Below are 22,685 nucleotides of genomic sequence, written 5' to 3'. Positions count from 1 at the left end.
GCGTGCCGGAACTGCGGATTCGTTGGCCACGAGGGCCGATGGGGGACCCGACGCAAACCACACCACTGCCAGTGATGCCCGTTGCGCAAGCCCAGGCGGCGCGGCGGGCGGCGTGGGGCGCTTCGCACTACGGCTGGCGAGACGGAGAAGGGTGCACGGGTCATCGCGCTGCGCACGAGCCCGATTCCCCTGACGCCGTTGCCGAAGGGCCCGATGTCCCCGCTGCCCGAGAGGGGCCTCCTTTGCCGTCGTGTGCGGGGATCATCGCATCGGCGACTGACACAGCAGGCGCCAGAACTCCCGAACCGGCTGGACCGCTCGGTCCGGGGAAGAACGTGCCTCGCACTAGCGTGGCCGCATGCGCTTTGCCTTCAAGACGTCGCCGCAGAGTACGACTTGGGACGCCATGCTCCAGGTGTGGCGGGCCGCCGACGACATCGGGATATTCGAGTCCGGCTGGACCTCCGACCACTTCCACCCGACGCACAGCGCCGACCCGGCCCTCCCCCGTCTGGAGGGCTGGATCACGCTGACCGCGCTGGCGCAGGCGACCAGCCGGCTGCGGATGGGCACGCTGGTCACTGGCATCCACTACCGGCATCCCGCGGTGCTGGCCAACATGGCGGCAACGCTCGACGTCGTGTCCGGCGGCCGGCTGGAGCTCGGCCTCGGGACCGGCTGGAACCAGGAGGAGTCCCGTGCCTACGGCATCGAGCTGGGCACCCCGAAGGAGCGCAGCGACCGGTTCGAAGAGGCGTGCGAGGTCATCACCGGTCTGCTCAGCCGGGAGACCACGACGTTCAAAGGCAGCTACTACGAACTGACCGGCGCCCGCTGCAACCCCAAGCCCGTGCAGCGGCCGCACCCGCCGCTGTGCATCGGCGGCAGCGGCGAGAGGCGCACTGCGCACCGCCGCCCGTTTCGCACAGCACTGGAACTTCGACAGCGGCACGGTCGGGCAGTTCATCCGCGCGCGCGACGTACTTCACCAGCACTGCGCCGACGTCCGCCGGGACCCGGCGGAGATCCTGCTGTCGAGCCAGGTGCGGTTCAGCGGGGATCCGGCCGCGACGGCGGCCACCGCCGCCGAGCTCGGCGAGGCCGGTGCGGAGCTTGTCATCGTCCACCTGCCGCCGCCCTGCACCCCCGCTGTGCTGGAACCGCTGGCAACAGCGCTGGGCCGGCTGGCCTGAGCCCAGGAACGGCGCCCCGCTCGGTTCGAGGCCGGCGGTCAGGTCGCGGTGGGGAGGTAGCGCGCTGCCGCCAGTCCGGCCATCGTTCGAAGTCTCGCGAAGTAGGCGGCGCAGTACTCCTCGTTGATCAGGGGCACGGTCTTGTCAAGGTCGGCGATGCACGCCCAGAGGATGGCGATGCCACGGTCGTCGAGTCCGCCGTTCAGCTCCCTCTGGACGAGGCCATAGCCGTCGGCGTCCAGGAGGACCAGGCTCACGCCCGCGATGTCGACGCCGCGGAAGCTTGCGGGGAACGGCGCGCGCCGGTGTTCCTCCCGCAGCCGGGCGAGTTGGTCTTCGGGCTGTGCTCCGCTCGTGCCGGCGGCTGTCGCTTCTGCCACGGCCGATGGGCGAAGGAGCAGGGAAACAGCGTCGAAGACGGCACGCACCATGTCGGTGGCCCTGGCGGGGCCGAGGGCGGCGCTTGTCACGGCGCCCTGCGTGAGCTTGTCGCGCAGCAGTCGGCCGTGGTCGAGTCCGGCGGCGAGTTCGGCCGTGATGAGCCCTGCGTCGACGGCCCGCTCGATCAGGTCCTGGAGTGGCTTGGTGACGGCCAGGCGCTCGGCAAGGACGTGCTCCAGGGCGAGCAGGGAGTGCGTGACGGCGACGGTGGCGAACTCGTACCGGTAGTAGGAGTGCCGGATGAGCTCGCGGGAGGTTTCCATCGCGCTCATCACGTACATCGACGCGTCGCCGGGCAGCACCAGGTCGGCGACCACGGCGTGCATGCCCGCATAGTCGACAACGACGTCGTGGGCGCGCGGGTCCGGTACTGGCAGAGGGAGCGGGCCGGGCAACGGCGGCAGGGTGTTCACGCGTGCAGTCTTGTCGCCTGAAGGCCTCCGGTGCCACTCCTTGTTCTTCGCAGGGAATCCCGGCCTTCAGGCCGGGCGGGAATGCGATCGCCCGGTCTGCCGCGCCGCAGGCCGAAGTGGTCGTGATGGGTGATCGGCGCAATCGTTCGAGGTGCGCGCGGAGGTCGCCGGAGACGGGCGGGTCAGCCGGCGGCTTGGAGTTTCTCCTGGCGGGCGGCCCTGCGACGGCCTGGATGACGGGGGCTGTATCGGTCACGGCCGCAGCGCTGTCACAAATCCGATCGCTATCCGGTCATTCGGTGCGAAAAGGGGCATTCCGCTAACGCCTCGTACCGCCGACCTTCCCGGACCTCTGAGGACAGCACTTGATGACCACGATCAGTATCGACACAGTGACACTCGGCAAACAGCTGAACGTGTCTGATATATCCGATACGGCCATCGCGCTGCTCGACGAGCAGGGGACGGTCACCGCATGGACACACACCGCCGAACGGCTCGTCGGATTCCGCGCCGGGGACGTCGTGGGCCGGTCCGCCGCACTTGTGCTGCCGTCCTTCGAGGAAGCGACGACGGCAGCGTTCGTCGAGCGGTGCCGTGCCGAAAACGGGTGGTCAGGGACGATGGTAGTGCGCCACCGGGACGGCCGCGTACTCGACGCCGCCGTACGGCTCACGATGTTGCACGGTCAGGACGGGACAGCGCGATGGCTCGCGTCCGTGACCGACGCCCTCCCGCAGTCCGGGGACGCGATAGACCGATCGGTGCGGGGACCGCTTCTCGCCCGCGCGCCGATCGGTGTCGGCATTCGTGACCGGCAGCTGCGGTCCACCTACGTGAACGACGTTGCCGAGAGCTACGACGGCCTTCCCCGTGACCGGCGTCTCGGACGCCGGTTCACCGAGGTACTGCCCGGTGCCAATGCCGAGACGATCGAGGCGGTGATGCGGCAGGTTCTCCAAAACGGTGCGCCCAAGATCCACGAGTACCGGACGTGGCTGCCGACGAGCCAGGGCCCGGAGCACCAGTTCGCGGCCTCGTTCCAGTGCCTCCAGGGCGCCGACGGCCGAGCGCTGGGGGTGTGCGTCATCGGCGCCGACGTCACCGCGAGCCGGCGGACGCGTGAGCACCTCGCCGCCCTCAGCCAGGCCAGTACGCATCTGGGCAGCACCCTGGATGTGACGCAGGCCAGCCAGGAACTGGCCGACCTGGCCGTGCCGTTGCTCGCCGACCACGTCGCCGTGGACCTGGAGCAGTCGATCTCGTGCGGGGAGGGGCCCCCGGTCCGCATCGGCGCGACGGGCAAGCACCTGCCCGGTCTGCGACGTGCCGGTCTGGCCTCGATCCTCCAGGGGGTCCCGGAATCCCGATGGGGGTGCGGCGAGCCGGTGTTCGTGCCGCCGGTCTCCCCCTTGGCCGACGTCCTGCGTGCCGGGAAGTCCCTCCTGGAACCGGTCGTGGACGCCGCCTCGAGCGCATGGGTCGACGAGGTGCCGGAACTGGCGCACGGGGTCCGCGAGCACGGCGTGCACTCGATCATGATCGTACCCATCCGTGCACGGTGCTCCCTGCTGGGCGTGGCGCTGTTCGTCCGCACAGAGGATCCCGTGCCGTTCCAGGAGGTCGATCTCCTCCTGGCCGAAGAGCTCGTCGGCCGCGCCGCGCAGTCGTTGAACAACGCCCGTCAGTACGCTCGCAAACACACCGCCGCCCTCACACTGCAACGCCATCTGCTGCCCCGCCGGCTGACCGGCGGCACAGCGGTCGAGGCGGCGTCGCGCTACCTGCCCGCGGACCTGGACCACGGTGTCGGCGGCGACTGGTTCGATGTGATCCCGCTGTCCGGCGCACGGGTGGCGCTCGTCGTCGGCGACGTGATCGGACACGGCCTCCACGCCGCCGCGACCATGGGCAGGCTCCGCACCGCCGTCCACACCCTCGCCACCATGGAACTGCCCCCCGACGAACTGCTGGCCCACCTCGACGACACGGTCCAACGACTGGGCGAGGAAGACGCCGACACCCCGGACCAGACCCCCGCGGTGATGGGCGCCACCTGCCTGTACGCCGTCTACGACCCGGCCACCCGCCGGTGCACCATGGCGCGGGCCGGGCATCCCCCGCCCGTGGTCATCGACCCGCAGGGACAGGTCACGTATCTCGACCTCCCCCCGGGAGCCCCCTTGGGCATCGGGCTGGGGGATCCCCCCGAATCCGTGGAACTGGAACTGGCCGAGGGAAGTGTCCTCGCCCTGTACACCGACGGCCTGATCGAGACCCGCGACCACGACATCGAAGAGGGAATGCGCCGGCTGGGCACCGTCCTCGCGCAACCGGGCCGGTCCCTGGAAGACCTCTGCGACATCGCGACGCAGTCCCTTCCGGACCAGGCACCGTGCGACGACGTCACACTCCTCCTGGTCCGCACCCGCTGCCTCAGCCCGGCCCGGGTTGCCTCCTGGAGGCTGCCCGGTGGCCAGTCCGCCGTCAGCAGTGCCCGCATTCTGGCAGCACGGCAACTGACGGAATGGGGCCTGCAGGGTCTTCAGGACGCCACGAGACTGATCGTCAGCGAACTCGTCACCAACGCCGTCCGCCACGGCACCGGACAGATCGAGCTACGGCTCATCCGGCACCAGGTCCTGACCTGCGAAGTGTCCGACGCCGGCCCCTGCACCCCGCGTCCGCGCCGCGCACGCAGCATGGACGAGAACGGCCGCGGCCTCTTCCTCGTCACCAACCTGTCCCGCAGGTGGGGCTCCCGCCCGGTACCGGGGGGCAAGGTCGTCTGGGCCGAACAAGACCTCCCCCACGCATCCGGCCCCCGGTCGGCGGCTGCCTGAGGCGAACCCGCCGGCCTCGCGAAGCGGGCTTCGCGGGGACGTCCGGCACACCTCCGGACCTCCATCGGTCCCACGTCCGACCGGCCGTCGGTCCGCCCGACCGGCCATCGGTCCACCCGCTAAGGAGCACACTGATGCAACCCGACACCATCGTCCTCGTCCACGGCTTCTGGGTGACGCCGCGGGCCTGGGAGAACTGGATCGCCCACTACGAGAACAAGGGCTTCCGTGTCATCGCCCCGCCCTACCCCGGCTTCGAGGTGGAGGTCGAGGCCCTCAACGCCGACCCGGCCCCCATCGAGACCGTGACCGTCCCCGCCATCATCTCCGCCCTGGAGAAGATCCTCACCGGGCTGGACCGGCCGCCGGTCATCATGGGGCACTCGGCCGGCGGCGCGTTCACCCAGATCCTGCTCGACCGCGGCTTCGGTGCCGCCGGGGTGGTGCTCAACTCCGCACCCACCGAGGGCGTGGCTGTCGTACCGCTGTCCCAGGTCCGGTCCACCTTTCCGGTGCTGAAGAACCCGGCCAACCGCCACCGCGCCGTCGGTTTCGACTACGGCCACTGGCGCTACGCCTTCACCAACACCTTCCCCGAGGACCAGGCCCGAGCGGCCTACGAGCGCTACCACATCCCCGCACCGGGCGGCATCGTGTGGGGCAGCGCCCTGGCCAACGTCCACCCCGGACACACCGACACCTACGTCGACTACCACAACGCCGGCCGGGCGCCCCTGCTCTTCTGCTCCGGCGAGCACGACCACCTCATGCCGCCCAAGGTGCAGCGGTCCAACGCCAAGCACTACAAGGCCGACGGCACCACCACCGAGGTCACCGTGTTCCCCGGCCGGTCCCACCTGATGCCCGCCCAGGACGGCTGGCAGGAAATCGCCGATCACGCCCTCGGCTGGGCACTCGCCCACACAAGCGACGCGCGGATCAGCGCGGCAAGGAGTGAATCATGACCCGCAGACGAGTACTCGTCACGGGCGCGTCCAAAGGCATCGGCCGCGCCCTCGCCGAGCAGCTGGCAGAAGAAGGCCATACCCCCGTGGGCATCGCCCGCAGCGCGCCGCAGTCCTTTCCCGGCGAGTTCCACGAAGCCGACCTTGCCGACCGTGCGGCCACCGGTCAGGTCCTGGCCGAAGTGACGGGCGCGGGACCGGTCGACGCCGTGGTCAACAATGTGGGGCTGGTGCGGCCCGCGCCCGTCGGCGAGGTCGCGCTGTCCGACCTCGACGCGGTTCTCGACATGAACGTGCGCACCGCGCTCCAGATCGTCCAGGCCGTCCTGCCCGGCATGCTCGAACGGTCCTGGGGCCGCGTGGTGAACGTCACCAGCCTGGTCACCCTCGGGTGGCCCGATCGAACGTCCTACGGTGCGGCCAAGGCCGCCATGGAGTTCTTGACGCGAGGCTGGGCCGGAGAGCTTGCCGCACACGGGATCACCGTCAACGCCGTCGCCCCGGGTCCCACCGAGACCGAGCTGTTCCGGCAGAGCAACCCGCCCGGATCGGCCGGAGCCGCCGACTACCTGGCGGCTGTTCCCATGAGAAGGTTCGGGCGCCCGGACGAGCTCGCAGCCGCCATCGCCTTCCTGCTCTCCGAGAAGGCGGGTTTCATCACCGGCCAGATCCTGCGCGTCGACGGCGGTGCGAGCATCGGCCGCAACAGCGCCTGAGAACGGCTGACACGGCAGGGCGGATCGGCGCTGTTGCGCACCTGGACCACCCCCCTGAGGCCCCGCCGGCAGGCGGCGGGGCCTCTCGGCGGGCCTGTGTGAGGCGGCTACCGGACGAGTTCCCAGTCCTGCGAGCCGTCCGTGAGCGCGTTCTGCAAGGTGAGCGGCGCGCCGTCGGACGGGCCGGTCAGGTACAGGTCCGTGTTCCTGACCGACTGGAGCCGGTAGAACCCGTCGGTGGTCTTGACGAGGTTCCAGCTGCCGGTGGCGCTGTTGTCGACCCACTGGCCGATCCGCTGCCCGGCCGTCGCGTTGCCGGTCCAGACGGCCGCCGCGCGGCCACCGGACTTGTTCAGCAGGCTCACGCCGCCGTTCGGCTCGGTCACCACGTGCCAGTACTGGGTGTCCGGGTTCGCCGCGGAGCCGGGGTCCTCCAGGACGACGTCGGGGACGTCCGCGTTGCCGATGTTCGCGTCGTTGGTCTTGTTCCCGGTGCCGATCACCTGGCCGGTCCTGCGGTTCACCAACTGGTAGTAGGCGCCACCCGATTGACCGAGGTCGGTCTCGGCGTAGGCGATCGTCGAGGTGCCCTGGTTGTTGAGGATCGCGATACGGCCCGTGCCGTCGACGTACTGCAGGCTGCGGCTGTAGCCGGCCTTCGAGGTCATCTGGTACTCCTTCCAGACGCCGTCGCTGCGTCCGCTCTCGTTGACCCACACGTTGCCGCTGCCGGCCGCGTTGTAGACCAGGCGTCCCCCGGGAAGCCTGATGACGACCGGGCTGCCACCCGTCGCGAGCGGCCGGGAGCCGGTGTCGACCGGCAGTGAGGTGACGGCTTCGCCGGTCGGGGAACCGCGGTAGAACTGCAGCGGGTTGTCGGCGATCACATATCTGGTGTTGGCTCCGCCGCCCCAGTACTCGAAGGTGAGCAGCCACTTGCCGTCCGCGGTGCGCACGACGTTCGCCATGCCCGGCCGTCCGCCGCCGATCTCCGTCCCGCCGCCTCCCGTGCTCTGGGTCAGGCCCGCGATGTCGACGACGGGGGCGCTCCACTGCGCACCGCGCCCGTCCCAGGTCTTGTGGGCGAGGATCTGGCCGTGCGAGTCGGTGGCGGTGGTGTTGGCGGGGTCCGGGGCCGGGACGCCGGTGGTCGCGCTGAAGCCGGTGTAGTCGTTCTCGTCGGAGTAGTAGCAGACGAGTCGGCCCTGGTAGACCATCAGGTACGGCTCCCAGACGGGGTCCACCTGCCGGTGTGTGTTGGCGGCGGCGATGTTCTGGCCGATCGCTCCCGCGCTGCCGCCCTGCCGGCCGCCGGTCGCGATGACGTTGACGACCTTCCACGTCGCGCCCTCGTCGGTGCTGGAGTACAGCGCGATGGCGAGGTCGCCGCGGTCGCCGTCACTGGAGGGCGTCCAGTGGGGGTCGGCCGCCTTGTGCTCACGGTAGTACTGGTCGTCGCCCGACACGACACTCGCCAGGAGGAGCGTGCCCTGCTTCAGGTTCCCGACGTCCTGCGGGAGCGTGTAGAGGTACGGATTCGTCCAGTTGCTCGTGTACTTGGCGTACTGGGGGTCGCTGGAGAGGTACGCGGGAGCCTTGACTTCCGACAGCGGCTGCCAGGTCGTTGCGTGGTCGTCGCTCCTGTAGACCGGAAGGGTCTGCCTGTCGGCGCTGCCCGTCGCCGGGACGACGGTGGACTTCTCGAACGACGCGACCAGGCGTCCGCTCGGCAGTTGCGCCGACTTCGGGTAGACGGCGCAGTTGCCGCGCCCCTTCAGGCACGGTTCGCTGCCGAGCTGGTAGAGGATCCCGCCCGTCGGGTTGTACGCCTGCGCACCGGTGGTCATGGGGATCGCCAGTATCGCGGCTGCCGCGAGGAACGTACCCAGTGCCTTTGCCGCTCGTCTTGCCTGCACAGCTTGCACGGCTACTCCTTCGGGGAGACGAGGACGCGTACGTCCCACGGGCTGAGGTCCAGCACGGTGCCCGCGGGAAGGGGGGTGCCGTTCAGGGCGTCGGCGAGGTTCACCGGAGCGTGGACGCTCGCGGGCTGCCAGCTCCAGTTGTGGACGATGTGGACGCGGCGGCCGTCGGGCGCTGTGCCGGTCGTCGCGGTGACGGACGCCGGCAGGTCCTGCCACGCGCTGCGGCGGGCCGGTGCCATCCAGGCGGCCAGTGCCCGGGCGAGGTCGCGGCCGGGCACGGTGCCGACACAGGTGACGCGGCCTTCGCCGTGGCGGCGGGTGGTGAGGGCGGGAAAGCGGCCGAAGTGCGGGTGCTCGTAGGTGGCGAGGACGTCGGCGTCGGTGACGGTGAGGCCGTCGGCCCAGTGGGTCGCCGTCGCGGTCCGCGGCAACGGGAGGGGGCTGTCGGGTGCGGCGCGGACCGGGAGGGCGTGGGTGAGGTTGCTGAATTCGTCGTACGTCACTCCCGCGGCGCCGGTGAGACGGGCGGGGGCCGCCTCGTGCCGGGCCCGGGCCTCGTGGTCGGCGTAGCCCGTGCGGGGGCCCAGGACCAGATGGCCGCCGGCGTGGGCGTAGGCGGCGAGCCAGTCGAGGGTGGTGTCCTCGGCGAGGTAGAGGGCGGGGACGACGAGGACGGGGTGGCGGCGGGCGGCCTCGCCGGGGGCCATGCCGTCGCGCCGGCCGCGCGGGTCGTGCAGCTGGCGGGCGTGGACGATGCGGACCTGCCGTCCGGCGTCGAAGGCGCCGCGGTAGAAGGGGTCGAGGATGCGGTGGTAGGCGGCCGGGTCCGGTGCGCCGTCGGGGGTCGCGAGGGGCGGGTGCTTCTGCATCAGCCACTTGCTGGGGGTGGAGTAGACGATCGTGATGTCGGCGTCGGGTTCGAGGCCCGCGACGAGCGGTCCTGCGGTCTCGAACTCCTCCCCCAGCCGGGCCAGTTCGGCGTAGGTGCGGCCCGGCCGGCCGCTGTGCGGCAGGACGCCGCCCCAGTAGGTTTCCGCGCCGAAGCGCAGGGTCTGCCACTGCCAGTACTCGATCATGCGGGCCCCGCGGCCGACGAGGGCCCAGGCGGCCTGGCGCCACTGGCCGTCGTAGGCGGGGCGGTTGTCCCAGGCGTAGCCGATGGAGGAGGCGTTGGTCTCGGTGACCAGGAACGGTTCCTGCCGGGAGGAGAACATCCAGTCGGCGGTCTGGTACAGCGACCAGACGCCGGTGCTCTGCCACTTCTGCTCGTGGCCGTCCGGTGTCGGGTCGGGCAGGAGCAGGCCGTCCTGCATGGCGTAGTAGGGGTTGCCGGTGGCGATGTCGAGGCGGTCGGTGAGCTCGTCGTCCTCCACGGCGGGGCGGGTGTAGGAGATGCAGGTGGTGACGAACTGCCCGGGGCGGGCGTACTCGCGGACGAGGTCGGCCTGCCAGCCGATGAACTCGGTGCACTGGCGGGCCTGGAACTCCCGCCAGGCGACGTCGTACTGGGGCTGCACGTTGCCGTCGGGCGTCCACAGGTCGGCCCAGGTGGACAGGCGGTGGGACCAGTAGACCAGGCCCCATTCGCGGTTGAGGGTCTCGACGTCGCCGTACTTGGCGCGCAGGTGGTCGCTGAAGCGCTGGAAGACGCCGTGGTTGTGGAAGAGCTCCAGGCCCGGTTCGTTGTCGACCTGGAAGCCGATGACGGCCGGGTGGCCGGCGTACCGGGCGACGATCTTGCGGATGATCCGCTCGGCGTGGAAGCGGAAGGCGGGGTGGGTGAAGTCCGCTTCCTGGCGGGCGCCCCAGCCGATGCGTTCGCCGGTGCGCCGCTCGCCGGTGATCTCCGGGTACTGGCGGGCCAGCCACGGCGGTACGGCGTACGTGGGGGTGCCGAGGATGACGGAGATGCCGCGTTCGTGGGCGCCGTCCAGCACCGGCTGGAGCCAGTCGAGTGCGAACCGGCCGTTCTCGGGTTCCCAGGTCGACCAGACCGACTCGCCGACCCGGATGACGGTGAAGTGCGCGTCGGCCATCAGGTCGAGGTCGGTCTTGAGCTGTTCGTCGGGCCGCGGGTCCGGGCCGTAGGCGGGGTGGTACTCGTGGTAGTAGGCAGCGCCGAACAGCACGCGGGCGGGCAGGTCCGCCATGGACAAACCTCCAGGGAGCAGGGGGTGTTGGGGGTGCTACTGCTTGACGCCGCCGGTGGCCAGGCCGCTCTGCCAGTACCGCTGGAGCATCAGGAAGGCCAGGACGAGCGGGACGATCGAGATGAGGGAGCCGGTCACGACGAGGGCGAGCATGTCGCTGCTGGCTCCGGCGCCGCCGTTCTGCGCCTGGTCGGCCCAGCGGGACAGCCCGACGGTGATGGGGTACAGGTCCGGGTCGTTGAGCATGATCAGCGGCAGGAAGTAGTTGTTCCAGGTGGCGACGAGCGTGAAGAGGATGACGGTCACCAGGCCGGGGGCCAGCAGCCGCAGCGCGATGGTGAGGAAGATCCGGAGTTCTCCGGCGCCGTCCATGCGGGCGGCCTCGATGAGGCTGTCGGGGACGGCGTCCTCGGCGTAGATCCGCATGAGGTAGAGGCCGAAGGGGCTGATGAGGGAGGGCAGGATGACGGCCCAGGGGGTGTTGACCAGGCCTGCCTTGGCGAAGAGGAGGTAGGTGGGGATCGCCAGCGCGGTGGTCGGGATCATGATCGCGCCGAGGACGAGGTTGAAGGCCGCGCCGTGGCCGCGGAAGCGGTACTTGGCGAAGCCGTATCCGGCCGCCGCCGCGAGCAGCGCGGCGCCCAGTGCGCTGGCCCCGGCGTACAGGACCGTGTTGAGCAGCCAGCGCCCGAAGACGCCGTCGTCCTGGGTGAAGGTGGCCTTGATGTTCGACAGCAGCTGCGGGGCGTGGGAGAACCACAGGCCGAAGCTGTTGAACAGGTCCTGGGTGCTCTTGGTGGAGGCGATCAGCAGCCAGAACAGCGGCAGCAGGAAGTAGGCCAGGGCGGCCAGCATGGCGATGGTGAGCGGGGTGCTGCGGCGGTGCGCCGATGAACGGCGCGGCGGGCGGGTCCGGGCGGGAACGCGCTTGGCCGCCGCGGTGGTTGAGGCGGTGGGCGTCACGGTGGTCATGCGGTCCTCCTGCGGTTCGCGGTGAGCAGGAAGGCGTACGACACGATCACGATGACCAGGCCGAGGATGAAGGACACCGTGGCCGCGTAGTTGGTCTGCTGGCTGATGAAGGCGACGGAGTAGGCGTAGAGGTTGGCGGTGTAGGAGCTGTCGATGACGTCCGGTGCGACCTTCATCAGCAGGCTCGGTTCGTTGAACAGCTGGAAGCTGCCGATCACCGAGAACAGCAGGGTGAGGGTCAGCGCCGGGCGCAGCGCGGGGAGTTTGACCGACCAGGCGATGCGCCAGGCGCCGGCGCCGTCCATGGCGGCCGCCTCGTACAGCTCGGCGGGGATGGTGCGCAGGGCGGCGTACAGGATGATCATGTTGTAGCCGACGAACTCCCAGGTCACGATGTTCGCGAGGCTGCCGAGCATCCAGCTGTCGCTGAGGAAGTGCGGGGCCGGCAGGTGGAGATGGCGGCTGATCTGGGCGAAGGGGCCGAAGTCGGGGCCGTAGAGGTAGCCCCACATGAGGGTGGCGATCACGCTGGGGACGGCGTACGGGACGAAGATGCCGAGGCGGATCACCCGGGCGAGGCGCAGCAGGCCGCTGTCCAGGGCGAGGGCGAAGAACAGGGCCAGCAGGAGCATCACGGGGACCTGGATGACGAAGAACAGCGCGACGCGGCCGATGCCCTTGAGGAGGAGGGGGTCTTTGAGGGCGGTGACGTAGTTGTCCAGGCCGACGAACGCCGAGCCGCCGATGAGTTTCTCCTGGAAGAGGCTCAGGTAGGCGGCGTAGCCGAGCGGGGCGAGGAAGAGGAGCAGGAACAGCGCCATGAACGGGGCGATGAACAGGGCTCCTGCGGTGCCGTGGCGCGGGCGGGGCGGGGACTTCGTGCGGCTGGTGCGGGCGGGCGCTGTGGTGGTGGCCGCTGTGGTGGTGGCCATCGTCAGCCTCCCTCGACCGTGAAGCCCTGGCCCTTGGCGAAGGTCGTGATGCGCGACTGCCACGAACCGAGGGCGCGGACGGTGTCTGACTTGTCGGCGAGGGACTTGCCGACGGTCTCGGTCCAGTCGGTGGCGACCCGGTCGAGGAACGGCGGCCACTGGAAGGAGGGGTTGACCTGGGTGCTGATGTCCGCGAAGACCTGGTTGACCTTCTGGCCTCCGTAGAAGGCGGGCGTGTCCCCGAGGAAACTCGCGTCCGCGAGCAGGGTCTTGGTCGCCGGGAAGAAGAACTGTTCGGTGGCGAACATCCTGGCGCTGGCGGGGTCGCTGTTGAGGAACTGCGCGAACACCGCCGCCTGGATGGGGTTCTTGGTGGAGCGGATGACCGCGGTGGTCGAGCCGCCCCAGTTGCCCGCGCTGGGCTTGGCGGCGTCCCACTGCGGCAGCGGGGCCGCGCGCCATGTGCCCGCGGTGGCCTTGGCGGAGCCGGACAGGAAGGCCGGGCCCCAGGCGCCGGTGAGCCAGGTGGCGTACTTGCCCTTGTTGAGGGCGGCGTACCAGGAGTCGGTGAAGTCCGGCTCGACGCCGATCACGCCTTCCTTGGCGAGGGCGCCCCAGTACTGGCCGAGTTTCCGGGAGACCGTGTCGTCGACGCTGATGGTGATGTCGCTCTTGCCGGAGGTCACGTACGGCTTGGCGCCCGCCTGCCAGAGCAGGCCGTGCCAGGCGGCGACCTGGTTGGCGGCGAGGTTGGTGAGGTAGATGCCGGGGTCGGCCTTGTGGAGCCTGCGGGCCGCGGCGGCGAACTCGTCCCAGGTGGTGGGGACCTGGATGCCGTGCCGGTCGAAGATGTCCTTGCGGTAGAGCATGCCCATCGGGCCGGTGTCCTGGGGGATCGCCCAGATCTCGCCGCCGCTGCCGGAGACCTGCCCCCAGGTCCAGTCGACGAAGGTGGACTTGAGCGCGGAGGCGCCGTACGGGCGCAGGTCCAGCAGGCTGTCGGTGAGGGTGAACGTCGGGATGGCCTGGTATTCGATCTGCACCATGTCCGGGGCGCCGCTGCCGGCCTTCAGCGCGGTGCGCAGTTTGGTGTACTCCGGTGTGCCCTGACCGGCGTTGACGACCTTGACCTTGACGGCCGGGTACTTCTTCTCGAAGAGCGCGACCTCCTTGTCGATGTTCGGGACCCAGGTCCAGAACGTCAGTTGGGCCGGGGTCTTCATGGCCTTGTCGATGTCGGCCTGGCCGACCGGCTTGGCGGAGGAACCGGCGGCGGAGCCGCCGTCGCCGCCGCAGGCGGACAGGGTGGCGGCCAGCGACAGCGCGCCCGTGGCGGCGAGGAGGCCCCGGCGGCTGAGGGGTGACGGGCTGGAGGAGGGGCTGGAGAAGGGTCCGGACATGGTGAACTCCCGCTGGAGGGTGTTGGGGACCGGCACACCGGGCGACGGCGTGCTGAAGCTGGATCCGGGTGGTGTCAGGCACGGTGTGGCGTGACGGGCGGGGCCGGGAGGGCGGGCCTGTCAGAGGTCGCGCCGGGGAGGGCGCGAGAGGAAACGGCGGCCGGTGCGGGGCCTGATCGGGGCCCGGGGAGCGGCAGTGGGTACTGCTGAGGAACTGGGCCGGGCTGAGCCGGCTTGGGCTGAGCTGAGCTGGGCTGGGCTGGCTTGGGCTGAGCTGAGCTGGGCTGGGCTGGCTTGGGGCAACGCCGGAGGCGGTGGATGGCTCTGGTGGGGGCGGACCTCCGTCGGTGAGGGAGACCCCGGTGGCCCGGGGGCTAGCGGGGCGGCGGGGGCGCGGACGAGGCGCGGACGACGAGTTCGACCGGCGGGTCGGTCATCGGCAGCGGGTCGGCCTGCGGGTTGTCGATGGCGTGCACGAGGAGCTTCAGGCCGTCCTGCGCCATGGCGTCGAACGGCTGACGCACCGTGGTCAGCGGCGGGGTCACGTAGGCGGCGACCGGGATGTCGTCGAAGCCGACCACGCTGACGTCCTGCGGCACGCGCCGCCCGGCTTCCGTCAGCGCGCGGATCAGGCCGATGGCCATGTCGTCGTTGGCGGCGAACACCGCGGTCACACCGGGGCCTGCGAGAAGTCCACGGCCGGCCGCGTAGCCGGAGGCGGCCGACCAGTCGCCCTCGGCGACCGGCGGCTCGGCCCGGCCGTGCGCGGCGAGCGCCTCGCGCCATCCGTCGAGGCGGTCCCGGGCGGAGTACCAGCGCTGTGGACCCGCCAGGTGGTGGACGGTGGTGTGGCCCAGCTCCAGCAGGTGCTCGGTGGCCGCCCGCGCCATCTGGCTGGAGACGATGCCGGCCGTCACCACATGGGGGGCGGCGAAGGGCGGGGGTGCGCCGAGGACGAGGACCGGCACGTCGACCCGTGCGGACAGGTCCGCGCCGTCCGCCTCGTCGATCGGCTCGGAGATGACGATGCCGTCCACGCCCTGGTCCAGGAGCGAGTCCACGGCCCCGGCGATGCCCGCCCTCTCGCCTTCCATGGTGTTGACCACACGCAGTGCGTAGCCGGTGTCCCGCACGGCACGCTCGACACCCATGAGCAGCGAGGCCGGACCGTACAGGGCGGTGCCGAGCGTCACCACACCGATGGACCGGGTGCGTCCGGAGGCCAGGGCGCGGGCCGCGTTGTTCGAGCGGTAACCGAGTTCCTCGGCCGCCGCCAGGACGCGGCGGCGCACGTCCGCCGAGACGTACGGCTCGTCGTTCATGACCCGGGACACCGTCTTCTGCGACACACCCGCCAGGCGCGCCACATCCACACTGCGCGGCGCGGCTCCCGCGCCGCGTCCTGCTCCTGGTGTCATGGTGTCTCCCGATCTTCGGCAGCCGCATCCTAGCCCCGGTCCGCTGTATGACTGCGCTGTCATGACTGCGCTGTCATATCTACGCAACGGGGCGGGGCGCGTCAAGACTTCGCGCAACATCTCTGCCGTCCGGAGCCGGGCGCCGGTGCGGCCGGTGTCCGGCATGGCGGTGCGGGGTACGCGGCTCCCACCGCGTACCCCGCACCGCCGGGGACGACGTTCTTCAGCCCGGCCCTAGCGGCTGCTATTCATTGCCGTTGTTGCCGTTGTTGTTATTGTTGTTGCCGTTGTTTTCACCGGTTTTGATGAACTTGACATTCTTGGTCATCGTGATGACCTTCTTGATCACGACACCCTTGGAATTCTTGGTTATTTTGGTCTTCTTGGTGATCGTGGTGATCTTGAGGCCGTCGATGGTCAGTTCCTTCTTGACCGTCGTTTTGGTGGTGGTGGTCGTACTGTTCTTGACCAGCCCCGCGATCTCGGCGGCCTGGTGACCCTGGTGGCTTGCCGTGACCGCGGCCACGGGCGCGGTGTGCGGCGTCGCCGGGGCGGCGAAAGCGCTGGAGGGCATCAGCGCGCCTCCTGCCGCCAGGGCGGTCGAGGCGGCAAGCATCACAAGGCGCTGAGTACGGGAAGTGCGGGTCATGGGAATTCTCCTCCGTGAGAAATAATCAGGGTTTCCGAACAGTCCTGACAATTCGCGGCCATTCGGTGAGGGCCAGCTTCTGCTGAACCGGCCCGCATCTCTATTAGGCACCGGCGGACGAAAGGAGTCATGCCCCTGGAATGCGTGGCAGGAGAACTCGGGACTTGACGGACGACGGCAGCTCCGCTGCGGACGCGCGGCACATCAAGCGGCACATCAAGGGGCCCGGAGCCGGGGCGGAACGGGTGCGGGCTAGCCTGGCAGTTCCGGGCCGGATCATCACCGGCACCTGACCGCCCGATGCCGGCGGAGCACCCCGCCGCTGTCCGCCCGGGACGGACGAGAACGGAGCAGCCGACGTGAGCGACGCCCAAGCCAGCACCCAGGAAGGAGCCGCGGCACCGGCGGCCGGTCTGCCCGATCCGGCCGATCTGCCCGAGCGGATACGCCGGCACCGGCGCCACACCCTGGAGCTGCTCACCGTCTGCGCCCTCGGCCTTGTCCCCTGGACGGTCCTGCTGGCGATGACGCTGCCGTCCGTGTACGAGGTCCGCCAGTGGCGCGTGACGTGGGTCGGATTCGACGCCCTGCTCATGGTCGCGATGGCGGCCACGGCGCTGCTCGGGTGGCTGCGGCACCGCGCTGTGATCGTGTCGGCGACCGCGACGGCGGTGCTGTTGGTCTGCGACGCGTGGTTCGACGTGTCGCTCGCTTTCGGCACCCCGGGGGTGTGGCTGTCGGCGTTGCTCGCGGCGTGTGTCGAACTGCCGCTGGCCTTCTACCTCATCCGCCGGGTGATGGGGATGATCTCGTTGGCGCAGTGGCCCCCCGCCAAGGCCGCCGCCGGCAGCAGCGGGCAGCCGGCCCGCCCGGACGCCTGAACTCGCCCTGCCTTCCCGCGGAGGAGACGGCATGATCGGGCACGACATGACATGGCAGGCCCTGACACCTGTCCCGTCAGGGCCTGAACTCCACGCGATGACCCGCTAGGACCTAGCGGTAGCAGTCCAGCACCGGGTCGGTCTCGCTGTAGATCGCGGTGTCCTTCATGAATCCCAGCTGACCGTTGTCGGCGACGGTCATCAGCCAGCGGGTCGGGTGCGGTCCGCCGACCCAGGCCTGGCCGTCCTCCTTGCAGTAGAACCAGCTCGGGTTGGAGTACATGTAGCCGACGATCTTGCCGGGGTCGGGGTAGGAGTGGTTGTTGCCGATGATGCCGTAGACGGGCGCGCCCGACACGTTGTTGCAGTACCACCTGATGCCGCCGTCGTTGGTCCAGCAGCCCGCGGCGGCATCGGCTGACGGAGCCGCCACCGCGCCGAACCCGACGGCCAGCGCCGCTGTCGCCAGCGCCGCGCCGATCTTCCTGTGAGCACGCATGCATTCCCCCGCGTTGTCGTGTCACCGAGCGGTGACCGGATCAAGGTGCGTCGAGGCACGGTGTGCTGCGGCCACTATGCCGAGCACGGGCCGCCCAGGTCGATCACTTCGATCCTGGTGGAATCGTGACCCCCGTGCGGGGCGCGGCCTGGGCCGTCTTCGGGGGAAACGCTCCGGGGTTGCGGGAGCGGGCGGTGCCGGAGGCCGGGGCGATGACAGAACCTGTTCACGGACCGGACAGACCGGGAGGAGGGGCGACGTCGTTCGGTGTGGAGCGCGATCCCGCCCGGGTGGTCGCGTTCAGCGACGGCGTCATCGCCATCGCCATCACGCTGCTCGTCCTGGAGATCCGCCCGCCCGCAATCCCGCAGCGGACACGAACCGTCCGGCCGCATGCCGAGAACGCGCCCACCCCGCGCGCGCCCGTCCCTCTACCGGTGCTGTCGCCACCGGTTCGGGTCCTCTTCCAGAGCCGCCCGGTCCCAGCCGCCGTGCTCCGCGGCGGCCTCGTAGGTCGTGTGCAGGAATCCGGCCACTGCCCGGTCCGGGTCGGCCGCGCCGCGCACCGCCTCGTACGGCAGGAGGAACTGGCCGAAGTCAGAGCTGTAGAACGCGTCGGCCGGGGTGACCGGGTGGCCGGCGAAGCCGCCCGGCTCGGGATAGGCGTACGCGTAGAAGGCTCCCTCTTCACCGCCGCCGGGCCAGAAGCCACAGCTGCTCAACTCGCGGGAGTAGCCCTCCACCATCACCCAGTCACCGCAGTGCGGGGCGCTGCCGGAATACGGCGGCGCCGCCCGTCCGGAGAACCTCGTGCAGGCCAGGTCCATGCCGCCCCAGAAGAAGTGCACCGGGCTCACCTTGCCGACGAAGTACGAGCGGAAGTCCCCCAGCACCCGGTTGGCCTGCAGCAGCTGCCGCCAGAAGAGCTGGGCGGCCCCCGGGTCGTAGGAAGTGTGCCGGTGGTCTTCGCCGAAGGGGATCGCCGGGTCCACCTCGTTGGGAGACGCCTGGATCTTTGTCTCGATTCCCAGCTCGCTCAGGGCCCGCATCGTCTCGCGGTAGAAGTCGGCCACCGGCCTCGGCTCCAGGGCCACGCTGCGGTGGGCGCCGTCGCTGCCGCGGATACGCAGCTGATGGTCGAGGAAGTCGAACTCGATGTCGAAGACCCCTGAGCGGTAGGGGATCGCCGACGTGGTGAGGCCGCGCGGGCTGACATAGAAGGTGACCTGCCACCAGTGATTGACCAGGGGCGCGTGGGCCAGCCGGATCTTGCCGACGATCTGGGTCCACATGTGCAGTGTGTCCCGGGTCTCGGTCCAGTCGGCGACGCGCAGCCGCGGCCACGTCGTCCGCGACGCCCCATCGGAGATCACGGCCACAGCACACTCCTCCCGGGACAGCCGGCCGACACCGACCACGCTGCCCTCCGCCGGGGATTCAGGCAACCCGGCAGGCCCCCGGCGCGCCTCACCGGCCACCGGCCCGGGACACTTGCATGCTCCACGGGCAGCCGTGCGCCCGCATCGCAAGGAGTGATCCCGCGGCTCGGTCCCACCCGCGGCAAGGCCCTCCGGGGCCGACCGGAAGGAGCTTTCGTCATGAATGTCGACCAGTCGGTACTGGTTCTCGGGGCGACCGGGGGGCAGGGCGGCGCCGTCGTCAGCGCGTTGCTGTCCCGCGGCGCCGCCGTCCGTGGCCTGGTCCGCAACCCCCGATCCGCTGCGGCCCGCAACCTGGCCGCGCGCGGCGCCGAGGTGGTGGGCGGAGACCTCATGGACCGCGAGTCCCTGGCCTCCGCCATGCGGGGCACAGCCGGTGTGTTCGCGATGACCACGCCCTTCGAGTCAGGACCGGCCGCCGAGATCGCACAGGGCCGGACCATTCTCGCCGCCGCCCGTCAGGCCCGTGTGCCACACCTGGTCTTCAGCTCCGTGGCAGGTGCCGACCAGGACACGGGCGTGCCGCACTTCGAGACCAAGGCCGTCATCGAGCGGGAACTGGCCGCAGGCGAGGTGCCCTACACGATCCTGGGGCCCACCTACTTCTTCGACAACGCCCTCGGCGGCGAGGACCGGATCCGCCAGGGGGTGCTCGATCTGCCCCTGCCACCGGACCGTCCGCTGCAGCAACTGGCACGCCCCGATCTGGGCGAGTTCGCCGCCGCCGTCCTCGCCGCGCCCGACGCGTTCGCCGGGCAGCGCATCGAGCTGGCCGGCGACGCCCCCACGCCCGATGACATGGCGGCCGCGTTGAGCACGGCAGTCGGTGTGACCGTCCGCCCCAACGAAGTACAGCTCGACGAGATCGGCAACGACGACATGCGAGCGATGTGGGCGTTCCTGCGTGGTCCCGGCTACCGCGTCGACCTGCCGGCGCTGCACGCCGCCCGTCCCCGTCTGCGCTGGACGTCGTTCGCCGACTGGGCCGAAAACGCCTTCGCAACGACACCGTGACCACGGTCCTGCCGGTCCGCTGGAAGCCACCGTCAGCAGACGCTCTGGGTGTGCCCGGGAAGTCCGCCGTGTTGGAGGTGCGCGGTTCCGGGCGCGCACAGCGGGCCTCCCGGCCACACCGTTCTCCTGCCCCGCTCCCCCGCCACCCGCGCCTCGGCGCCGGCATTTTCACGCAAGAGTCACATGCGTGCGGTGCGGCCCCGGACGTTGACGTCCGGGGCCGCACCGCACCAGGGGGTGGGAGTGCCGTTCGCTACCAGCGGTACCAACGGCCACGGCCGCCGCCGGTTCCGGCGGAACGCATGACGAAACCCAGCAGCCACACGGCCAGCACGATCACGGCCACGATCCACAGAGCCTTCAGCGCGAAACCGGCGCCGAAGAGAACCAGGGCAAGCAGAAGAACGAGAAGCAGGGGAACCATAGTTATCAACCTCCGAAGCAGCGAGTTCCCCGGCAACACCCCGCCATGCACCCGAAGTTTATGGGTTTCTTATCCTCCGGTGCGGGAATGCGCTACCGCCCCGAATCCTTCGCCCGTCCGGCTTCACCGTCCGGCGGGCGGGTCTGTGGAGCTGCGGGTCAGGCTGCGAAGCCGATGGTGGTGACGTATTCGTACTGGCCCCACTGGGAACCGAGGTCCACGACGGCCTCGTTGATCCAGGCGTCGTCGAGGGCCTGGTCGTCGGCGGCGGCCCAGGCCTCGACGATGCGGTCCCAGTGACGGACGTTGAGGGTGCGGAACTCGACGACGCGGTGCTGGGGCCTGGTGACCTGGGACTGGTTGAGCGGGTGGAACTCCACGCGGGTCCCGCGGCCTTCCCGGTTGAGGCGGCCGAGCAGGTAACGCGCGACGTTGCGCCGGCGCACCTGCAGGTACGCGCTCTCGATGTTGCGCAGGTTCTTCCTGGAGGGGCTCCGCCTGCCGTCCAGCCAGGCCTTCAGCGTCCGGTCGGTGACCGTCAGACCGGCCTCCCGGGCCGCGGCGCGGGCACGCTCCGAGCGGGTGAGGTAGTGGAGCCGGGCGAGGAGGCCGCGCCGGGCGGTGACCGGGGTGGCGACGAACCCTGCGAGCGCGTCGAGTTGCCGGGCCACGGCCTCGTGGCCCTTGATGCCGCGAGCGCCGAATTTGCCGAAATCATTGTTCCTTTCCGGCATTTCGTCTCCTCGCTTTCCCGGCAGCCGACTTGACGGGGCCTCATCGCCCCGTATTTCAGGGTGAGTCAAGAATACAGGATCGGGGGCGGCTGCATTGGGTTTCGGTGAATTCCGGCAGCAGCGGTCGGGAATGCTACGGCGTATCGGATCCGATGACGTACGTGTCCTTGATCTTCACTTCGGAAACGCCGCGTCCCTCCGGGAAGACCGCACGCCAGTCGCCGGTCACGTGGAGCTCGTCGGTGCCCATCGCACGGATGAGGGTGAGGCCCTCCTCGTACGCCTTGAACGCCTTGGTCCAGAGGTTGGCGAAGGCCTGTGAGCGGATGAGGTGCATCCAGTCGGGGCGGTACAGCTCGCGGTTGTAGTTCGACTCCCCCATCGTCGAGACGAACTTGGAGTACATCGCCTTGACGTATTCCAGGGTCACCTCGTCGCCGGTGTCGATCGCCCTGTCCCTGGCGTCCTTGAGGGCGATGCGGAACTTCTCCAGGAGGTTCTCCGTCGCGCCGGAGGTGAACGACTCGTGGATCTGGGGCGGGTCACACAGCCCGTACTTCGGGGAGGACAGGCGCAGCAGCAGCCGCAGGGTGGGTTCGGTGACCCACAGGGGACCTGGTTCGTCCCTGCTGCCCAGGGGGTTGGGGAGCGTGTGCTCGTGCTCCCAGGCCGGGGGTGTGATCAGGTGGACTCCGGCGCGGCGGCGGTCGTGCGGGAGGCCGGTGGTGTGTTCCAGCCGGCCGATCGGCAGGTGGGTCTTGAGCGCGGAGAGATAGGCGCCGTTGATGTCGAGCGCCGTCACCTCGTGCCGGCCCGCGGGGAGTTCGGGCCGGGTCCACTTCGGGCGGGCCTCCCAGATCTCGTCCGCGCCGCGGGCGGACTGCTTGCGCAGGACGTCCGGGATCCAGGGGTGCGCCACGATGTCGTAGCGGCCGCCTTTGCGGGTGGTGTCCAGCAGGGCCATCGCGTCCGGGATGGCGCGCTTGAGCAGGGCCGCGGTGGCCGCTTCCAGGTCGCCGGCGTGCTTGGCGAGTGCGGCGTTCACGGCGTCGCCGACCAGGTCCGGGATCTGGGCTGCGCTCTGGGCGCGGCGGCCGACGGGCACGAGCGGCGTGGCGGGGGCGTCAGGGGCGGGGCGGGGGGTGTGCTGTGCCGGGGCGGGCGGCCGCGCGGCGGGCTGTGCGGGTGCGGCGGTGGTGGGGGCCGGGGTGCATGCGGCGGGGTCCAGGTGCTGGGGGTATCCGGCGACCTCGTGGCGGGCGGGGTGTCCGCACAGCACGCAGGGCTGCGGCGTGGTGAGTTCGCCCTGCTCCTCGTGGTGCGGGGCGGCGGGTACCGGCTCGGAGGCGGCGGGTGCCGGCTCGGGGCCGGTGGTGTCTTGGGTGGTGGTGTCTTGGGCGGTGATCTTCGCGTCGGCGCCCTTGAGGAAGTAGGCGTACTTCTCGCGGGTCTCACCGCTGGGGTCGCGGCCGGATTCCCAGCCGGCGACCGTGGACGGGCTCACGCCGAGGGCGCGGGCGACTTCGGCGCGCGAGAGGCCGAGGGCCGCGCGCAGGGCCCGCCGCTGCTCGGGCGGCGGGAGGGGGGCGGGTTCGGCGGCGGCCGCGAGCAGTTGGTCGATCGCCTCGAAGTCGTTCATGCCGCTCCCGCGCCCCGGTGCGTGGTGCCGGTGCCGTC

Annotated in this window: 20 protein-coding genes and 2 pseudogenes; 9 read left to right on the top strand and 13 right to left on the bottom strand. The window is 70.4% G+C overall.

Annotated features, from left to right (window positions below; translation table 11 throughout):
* Positions 1-358: 358 nt before the first annotated feature.
* Positions 359-886: pseudogene (locus ACZ69M_RS44400) on the top strand (LLM class flavin-dependent oxidoreductase); the annotation flags it as partial.
* 157 nt (positions 887-1,043) lie between these two features.
* Positions 1,044-1,193 (top strand): hypothetical protein, encoded by a 150-nt coding sequence (locus tag ACZ69M_RS44395; protein WP_470059201.1) that lies wholly within the window; start codon positions 1,044-1,046, stop codon positions 1,191-1,193.
* Between the two features lie 38 nt (positions 1,194-1,231).
* Here ACZ69M_RS44395 and ACZ69M_RS44390 read toward each other — a convergent pair whose 3' ends face one another.
* Complete coding sequence (locus ACZ69M_RS44390) at positions 1,232-2,047, bottom strand: hypothetical protein (RefSeq protein ID WP_470059199.1); 816 nt, start codon at positions 2,045-2,047, stop codon at positions 1,232-1,234.
* Between the two features lie 368 nt (positions 2,048-2,415).
* Between ACZ69M_RS44390 and ACZ69M_RS44385 the strand changes: the two genes are divergently transcribed.
* From ACZ69M_RS44385 to ACZ69M_RS44375, 3 genes are all read left to right on the top strand, one after another.
* Positions 2,416-4,890: a SpoIIE family protein phosphatase gene (locus tag ACZ69M_RS44385; RefSeq protein ID WP_470059197.1), complete on the top strand. Its 2,475-nt coding sequence runs from the start codon at positions 2,416-2,418 to the stop codon at positions 4,888-4,890.
* 134 nt (positions 4,891-5,024) lie between these two features.
* Positions 5,025-5,855: an alpha/beta hydrolase gene (locus ACZ69M_RS44380; RefSeq protein ID WP_470059195.1), complete on the top strand. Its 831-nt coding sequence runs from the start codon at positions 5,025-5,027 to the stop codon at positions 5,853-5,855.
* Entirely contained in the window at positions 5,852-6,571 is a 720-nt protein-coding gene (locus ACZ69M_RS44375; protein WP_470059193.1) for an SDR family oxidoreductase, read from the top strand. The genes ACZ69M_RS44380 and ACZ69M_RS44375 overlap by 4 nt, the downstream gene beginning before the upstream one ends.
* A gap of 107 nt (positions 6,572-6,678) precedes the next feature.
* Here ACZ69M_RS44375 and ACZ69M_RS44370 read toward each other — a convergent pair whose 3' ends face one another.
* The 7 genes from ACZ69M_RS44370 to ACZ69M_RS44340 all read right to left on the bottom strand — a co-directional run bounded on the left by ACZ69M_RS44370 (position 6,679) and on the right by ACZ69M_RS44340 (position 16,017).
* Positions 6,679-8,418: an RICIN domain-containing protein gene (locus ACZ69M_RS44370; RefSeq protein WP_470059237.1), complete on the bottom strand. Its 1,740-nt coding sequence runs from the start codon at positions 8,416-8,418 to the stop codon at positions 6,679-6,681.
* A gap of 80 nt (positions 8,419-8,498) precedes the next feature.
* Positions 8,499-10,646: a beta-galactosidase gene (locus tag ACZ69M_RS44365; RefSeq protein ID WP_470059191.1), complete on the bottom strand. Its 2,148-nt coding sequence runs from the start codon at positions 10,644-10,646 to the stop codon at positions 8,499-8,501.
* Positions 10,647-10,682: 36 nt separating this feature from the next.
* Complete coding sequence (locus ACZ69M_RS44360) at positions 10,683-11,618, bottom strand: carbohydrate ABC transporter permease (RefSeq protein ID WP_470059189.1); 936 nt, start codon at positions 11,616-11,618, stop codon at positions 10,683-10,685.
* Positions 11,615-12,550, bottom strand: coding sequence for a carbohydrate ABC transporter permease (locus ACZ69M_RS44355; protein WP_470059187.1), 936 nt, complete (start codon positions 12,548-12,550; stop codon positions 11,615-11,617). Before ACZ69M_RS44355 ends, ACZ69M_RS44360 begins: the two co-directional genes overlap by 4 nt.
* 2 nt (positions 12,551-12,552) lie before the next feature.
* Complete coding sequence (locus ACZ69M_RS44350; RefSeq protein ID WP_470059185.1) at positions 12,553-13,950, bottom strand: ABC transporter substrate-binding protein; 1,398 nt, start codon at positions 13,948-13,950, stop codon at positions 12,553-12,555.
* Between the two features lie 374 nt (positions 13,951-14,324).
* On the bottom strand, positions 14,325-15,368 hold the full coding sequence (locus ACZ69M_RS44345) for a LacI family DNA-binding transcriptional regulator (RefSeq protein WP_470059183.1): 1,044 nt from the start codon (positions 15,366-15,368) through the stop codon (positions 14,325-14,327).
* Between the two features lie 244 nt (positions 15,369-15,612).
* Positions 15,613-16,017, bottom strand: a complete 405-nt coding sequence (locus tag ACZ69M_RS44340; protein ID WP_470059181.1) for a hypothetical protein — start codon at positions 16,015-16,017, stop codon at positions 15,613-15,615.
* 164 nt (positions 16,018-16,181) lie between these two features.
* On the opposite strand from ACZ69M_RS44340, the gene ACZ69M_RS44335 reads away from it, so the two are divergent.
* Positions 16,182-16,310, top strand: coding sequence for a hypothetical protein (locus ACZ69M_RS44335; RefSeq protein ID WP_470059179.1), 129 nt, complete (start codon positions 16,182-16,184; stop codon positions 16,308-16,310).
* A 66-nt stretch (positions 16,311-16,376) separates the two neighbouring features.
* On the top strand, positions 16,377-16,898 hold the full coding sequence (locus tag ACZ69M_RS44330; RefSeq protein WP_470059178.1) for a hypothetical protein: 522 nt from the start codon (positions 16,377-16,379) through the stop codon (positions 16,896-16,898).
* 112 nt (positions 16,899-17,010) lie between these two features.
* On the opposite strand, the gene ACZ69M_RS44325 is transcribed toward ACZ69M_RS44330, so the two are convergent.
* Complete coding sequence (locus tag ACZ69M_RS44325) at positions 17,011-17,397, bottom strand: hypothetical protein (protein ID WP_168515926.1); 387 nt, start codon at positions 17,395-17,397, stop codon at positions 17,011-17,013.
* 212 nt (positions 17,398-17,609) lie between these two features.
* Here ACZ69M_RS44325 and ACZ69M_RS44320 point away from each other — a divergent pair.
* A pseudogene (locus ACZ69M_RS44320) lies at positions 17,610-17,750 on the top strand (TMEM175 family protein); the annotation flags it as partial.
* A 78-nt stretch (positions 17,751-17,828) separates the two neighbouring features.
* Here the strand turns inward: ACZ69M_RS44320 and ACZ69M_RS44315 are convergent.
* Positions 17,829-18,776 carry a DUF5996 family protein gene (locus tag ACZ69M_RS44315; protein WP_470059175.1) on the bottom strand — a complete coding sequence of 316 codons (948 nt, stop codon included), beginning with the start codon at positions 18,774-18,776 and terminating at the stop codon, positions 17,829-17,831.
* 219 nt (positions 18,777-18,995) lie between these two features.
* Here ACZ69M_RS44315 and ACZ69M_RS44310 point away from each other — a divergent pair, with 219 nt between their 5' ends.
* Positions 18,996-19,850, top strand: a complete 855-nt coding sequence (locus tag ACZ69M_RS44310; RefSeq protein ID WP_470059173.1) for an NmrA/HSCARG family protein — start codon at positions 18,996-18,998, stop codon at positions 19,848-19,850.
* 253 nt (positions 19,851-20,103) lie between these two features.
* Here ACZ69M_RS44310 and ACZ69M_RS44305 read toward each other — a convergent pair whose 3' ends face one another.
* From ACZ69M_RS44305 to ACZ69M_RS44295, 3 genes are all read right to left on the bottom strand, one after another.
* Positions 20,104-20,274: a hypothetical protein gene (locus ACZ69M_RS44305; protein WP_037652668.1), complete on the bottom strand. Its 171-nt coding sequence runs from the start codon at positions 20,272-20,274 to the stop codon at positions 20,104-20,106.
* A gap of 158 nt (positions 20,275-20,432) precedes the next feature.
* Positions 20,433-21,008 (bottom strand): transcriptional regulator, encoded by a 576-nt coding sequence (locus ACZ69M_RS44300; protein WP_470059171.1) that lies wholly within the window; start codon positions 21,006-21,008, stop codon positions 20,433-20,435.
* A gap of 133 nt (positions 21,009-21,141) precedes the next feature.
* Complete coding sequence (locus tag ACZ69M_RS44295; protein WP_470059169.1) at positions 21,142-22,647, bottom strand: helix-turn-helix domain-containing protein; 1,506 nt, start codon at positions 22,645-22,647, stop codon at positions 21,142-21,144.
* Positions 22,648-22,685: the final 38 nt, after the last annotated feature.

The organism is Streptomyces sp. NPDC107454 (assembly GCF_055582885.1).
Note: the sequence above shows the minus strand (reverse complement) of the source record. Positions and strands in the feature narration are given on the sequence as shown.

What these genes read in the sequence shown, in the direction of transcription:
- ACZ69M_RS44385 (WP_470059197.1), top strand. Translation starts at nt 2,416, where the DNA reads ATGACCACGATCAGTATCGACACAGTGACACTCGGCAAACAGCTGAAC.
- ACZ69M_RS44380 (WP_470059195.1), top strand. Translation starts at nt 5,025, where the DNA reads ATGCAACCCGACACCATCGTCCTCGTCCACGGCTTCTGGGTGACGCCG.
- ACZ69M_RS44375 (WP_470059193.1), top strand. Translation starts at nt 5,852, where the DNA reads ATGACCCGCAGACGAGTACTCGTCACGGGCGCGTCCAAAGGCATCGGC.
- ACZ69M_RS44370 (WP_470059237.1), bottom strand. Translation starts at nt 8,418, where the DNA reads ATGACCACCGGTGCGCAGGCGTACAACCCGACGGGCGGGATCCTCTAC.
- ACZ69M_RS44365 (WP_470059191.1), bottom strand. Translation starts at nt 10,646, where the DNA reads ATGGCGGACCTGCCCGCCCGCGTGCTGTTCGGCGCTGCCTACTACCAC.
- ACZ69M_RS44360 (WP_470059189.1), bottom strand. Translation starts at nt 11,618, where the DNA reads ATGACCACCGTGACGCCCACCGCCTCAACCACCGCGGCGGCCAAGCGC.
- ACZ69M_RS44355 (WP_470059187.1), bottom strand. Translation starts at nt 12,550, where the DNA reads ATGGCCACCACCACAGCGGCCACCACCACAGCGCCCGCCCGCACCAGC.
- ACZ69M_RS44350 (WP_470059185.1), bottom strand. Translation starts at nt 13,950, where the DNA reads ATGTCCGGACCCTTCTCCAGCCCCTCCTCCAGCCCGTCACCCCTCAGC.
- ACZ69M_RS44345 (WP_470059183.1), bottom strand. Translation starts at nt 15,368, where the DNA reads ATGACACCAGGAGCAGGACGCGGCGCGGGAGCCGCGCCGCGCAGTGTG.
- ACZ69M_RS44340 (WP_470059181.1), bottom strand. Translation starts at nt 16,017, where the DNA reads ATGACCCGCACTTCCCGTACTCAGCGCCTTGTGATGCTTGCCGCCTCG.
- ACZ69M_RS44325 (WP_168515926.1), bottom strand. Translation starts at nt 17,397, where the DNA reads ATGCGTGCTCACAGGAAGATCGGCGCGGCGCTGGCGACAGCGGCGCTG.
- ACZ69M_RS44310 (WP_470059173.1), top strand. Translation starts at nt 18,996, where the DNA reads ATGAATGTCGACCAGTCGGTACTGGTTCTCGGGGCGACCGGGGGGCAG.
- ACZ69M_RS44305 (WP_037652668.1), bottom strand. Translation starts at nt 20,274, where the DNA reads ATGGTTCCCCTGCTTCTCGTTCTTCTGCTTGCCCTGGTTCTCTTCGGC.
- ACZ69M_RS44300 (WP_470059171.1), bottom strand. Translation starts at nt 21,008, where the DNA reads ATGCCGGAAAGGAACAATGATTTCGGCAAATTCGGCGCTCGCGGCATC.
- ACZ69M_RS44295 (WP_470059169.1), bottom strand. Translation starts at nt 22,647, where the DNA reads ATGAACGACTTCGAGGCGATCGACCAACTGCTCGCGGCCGCCGCCGAA.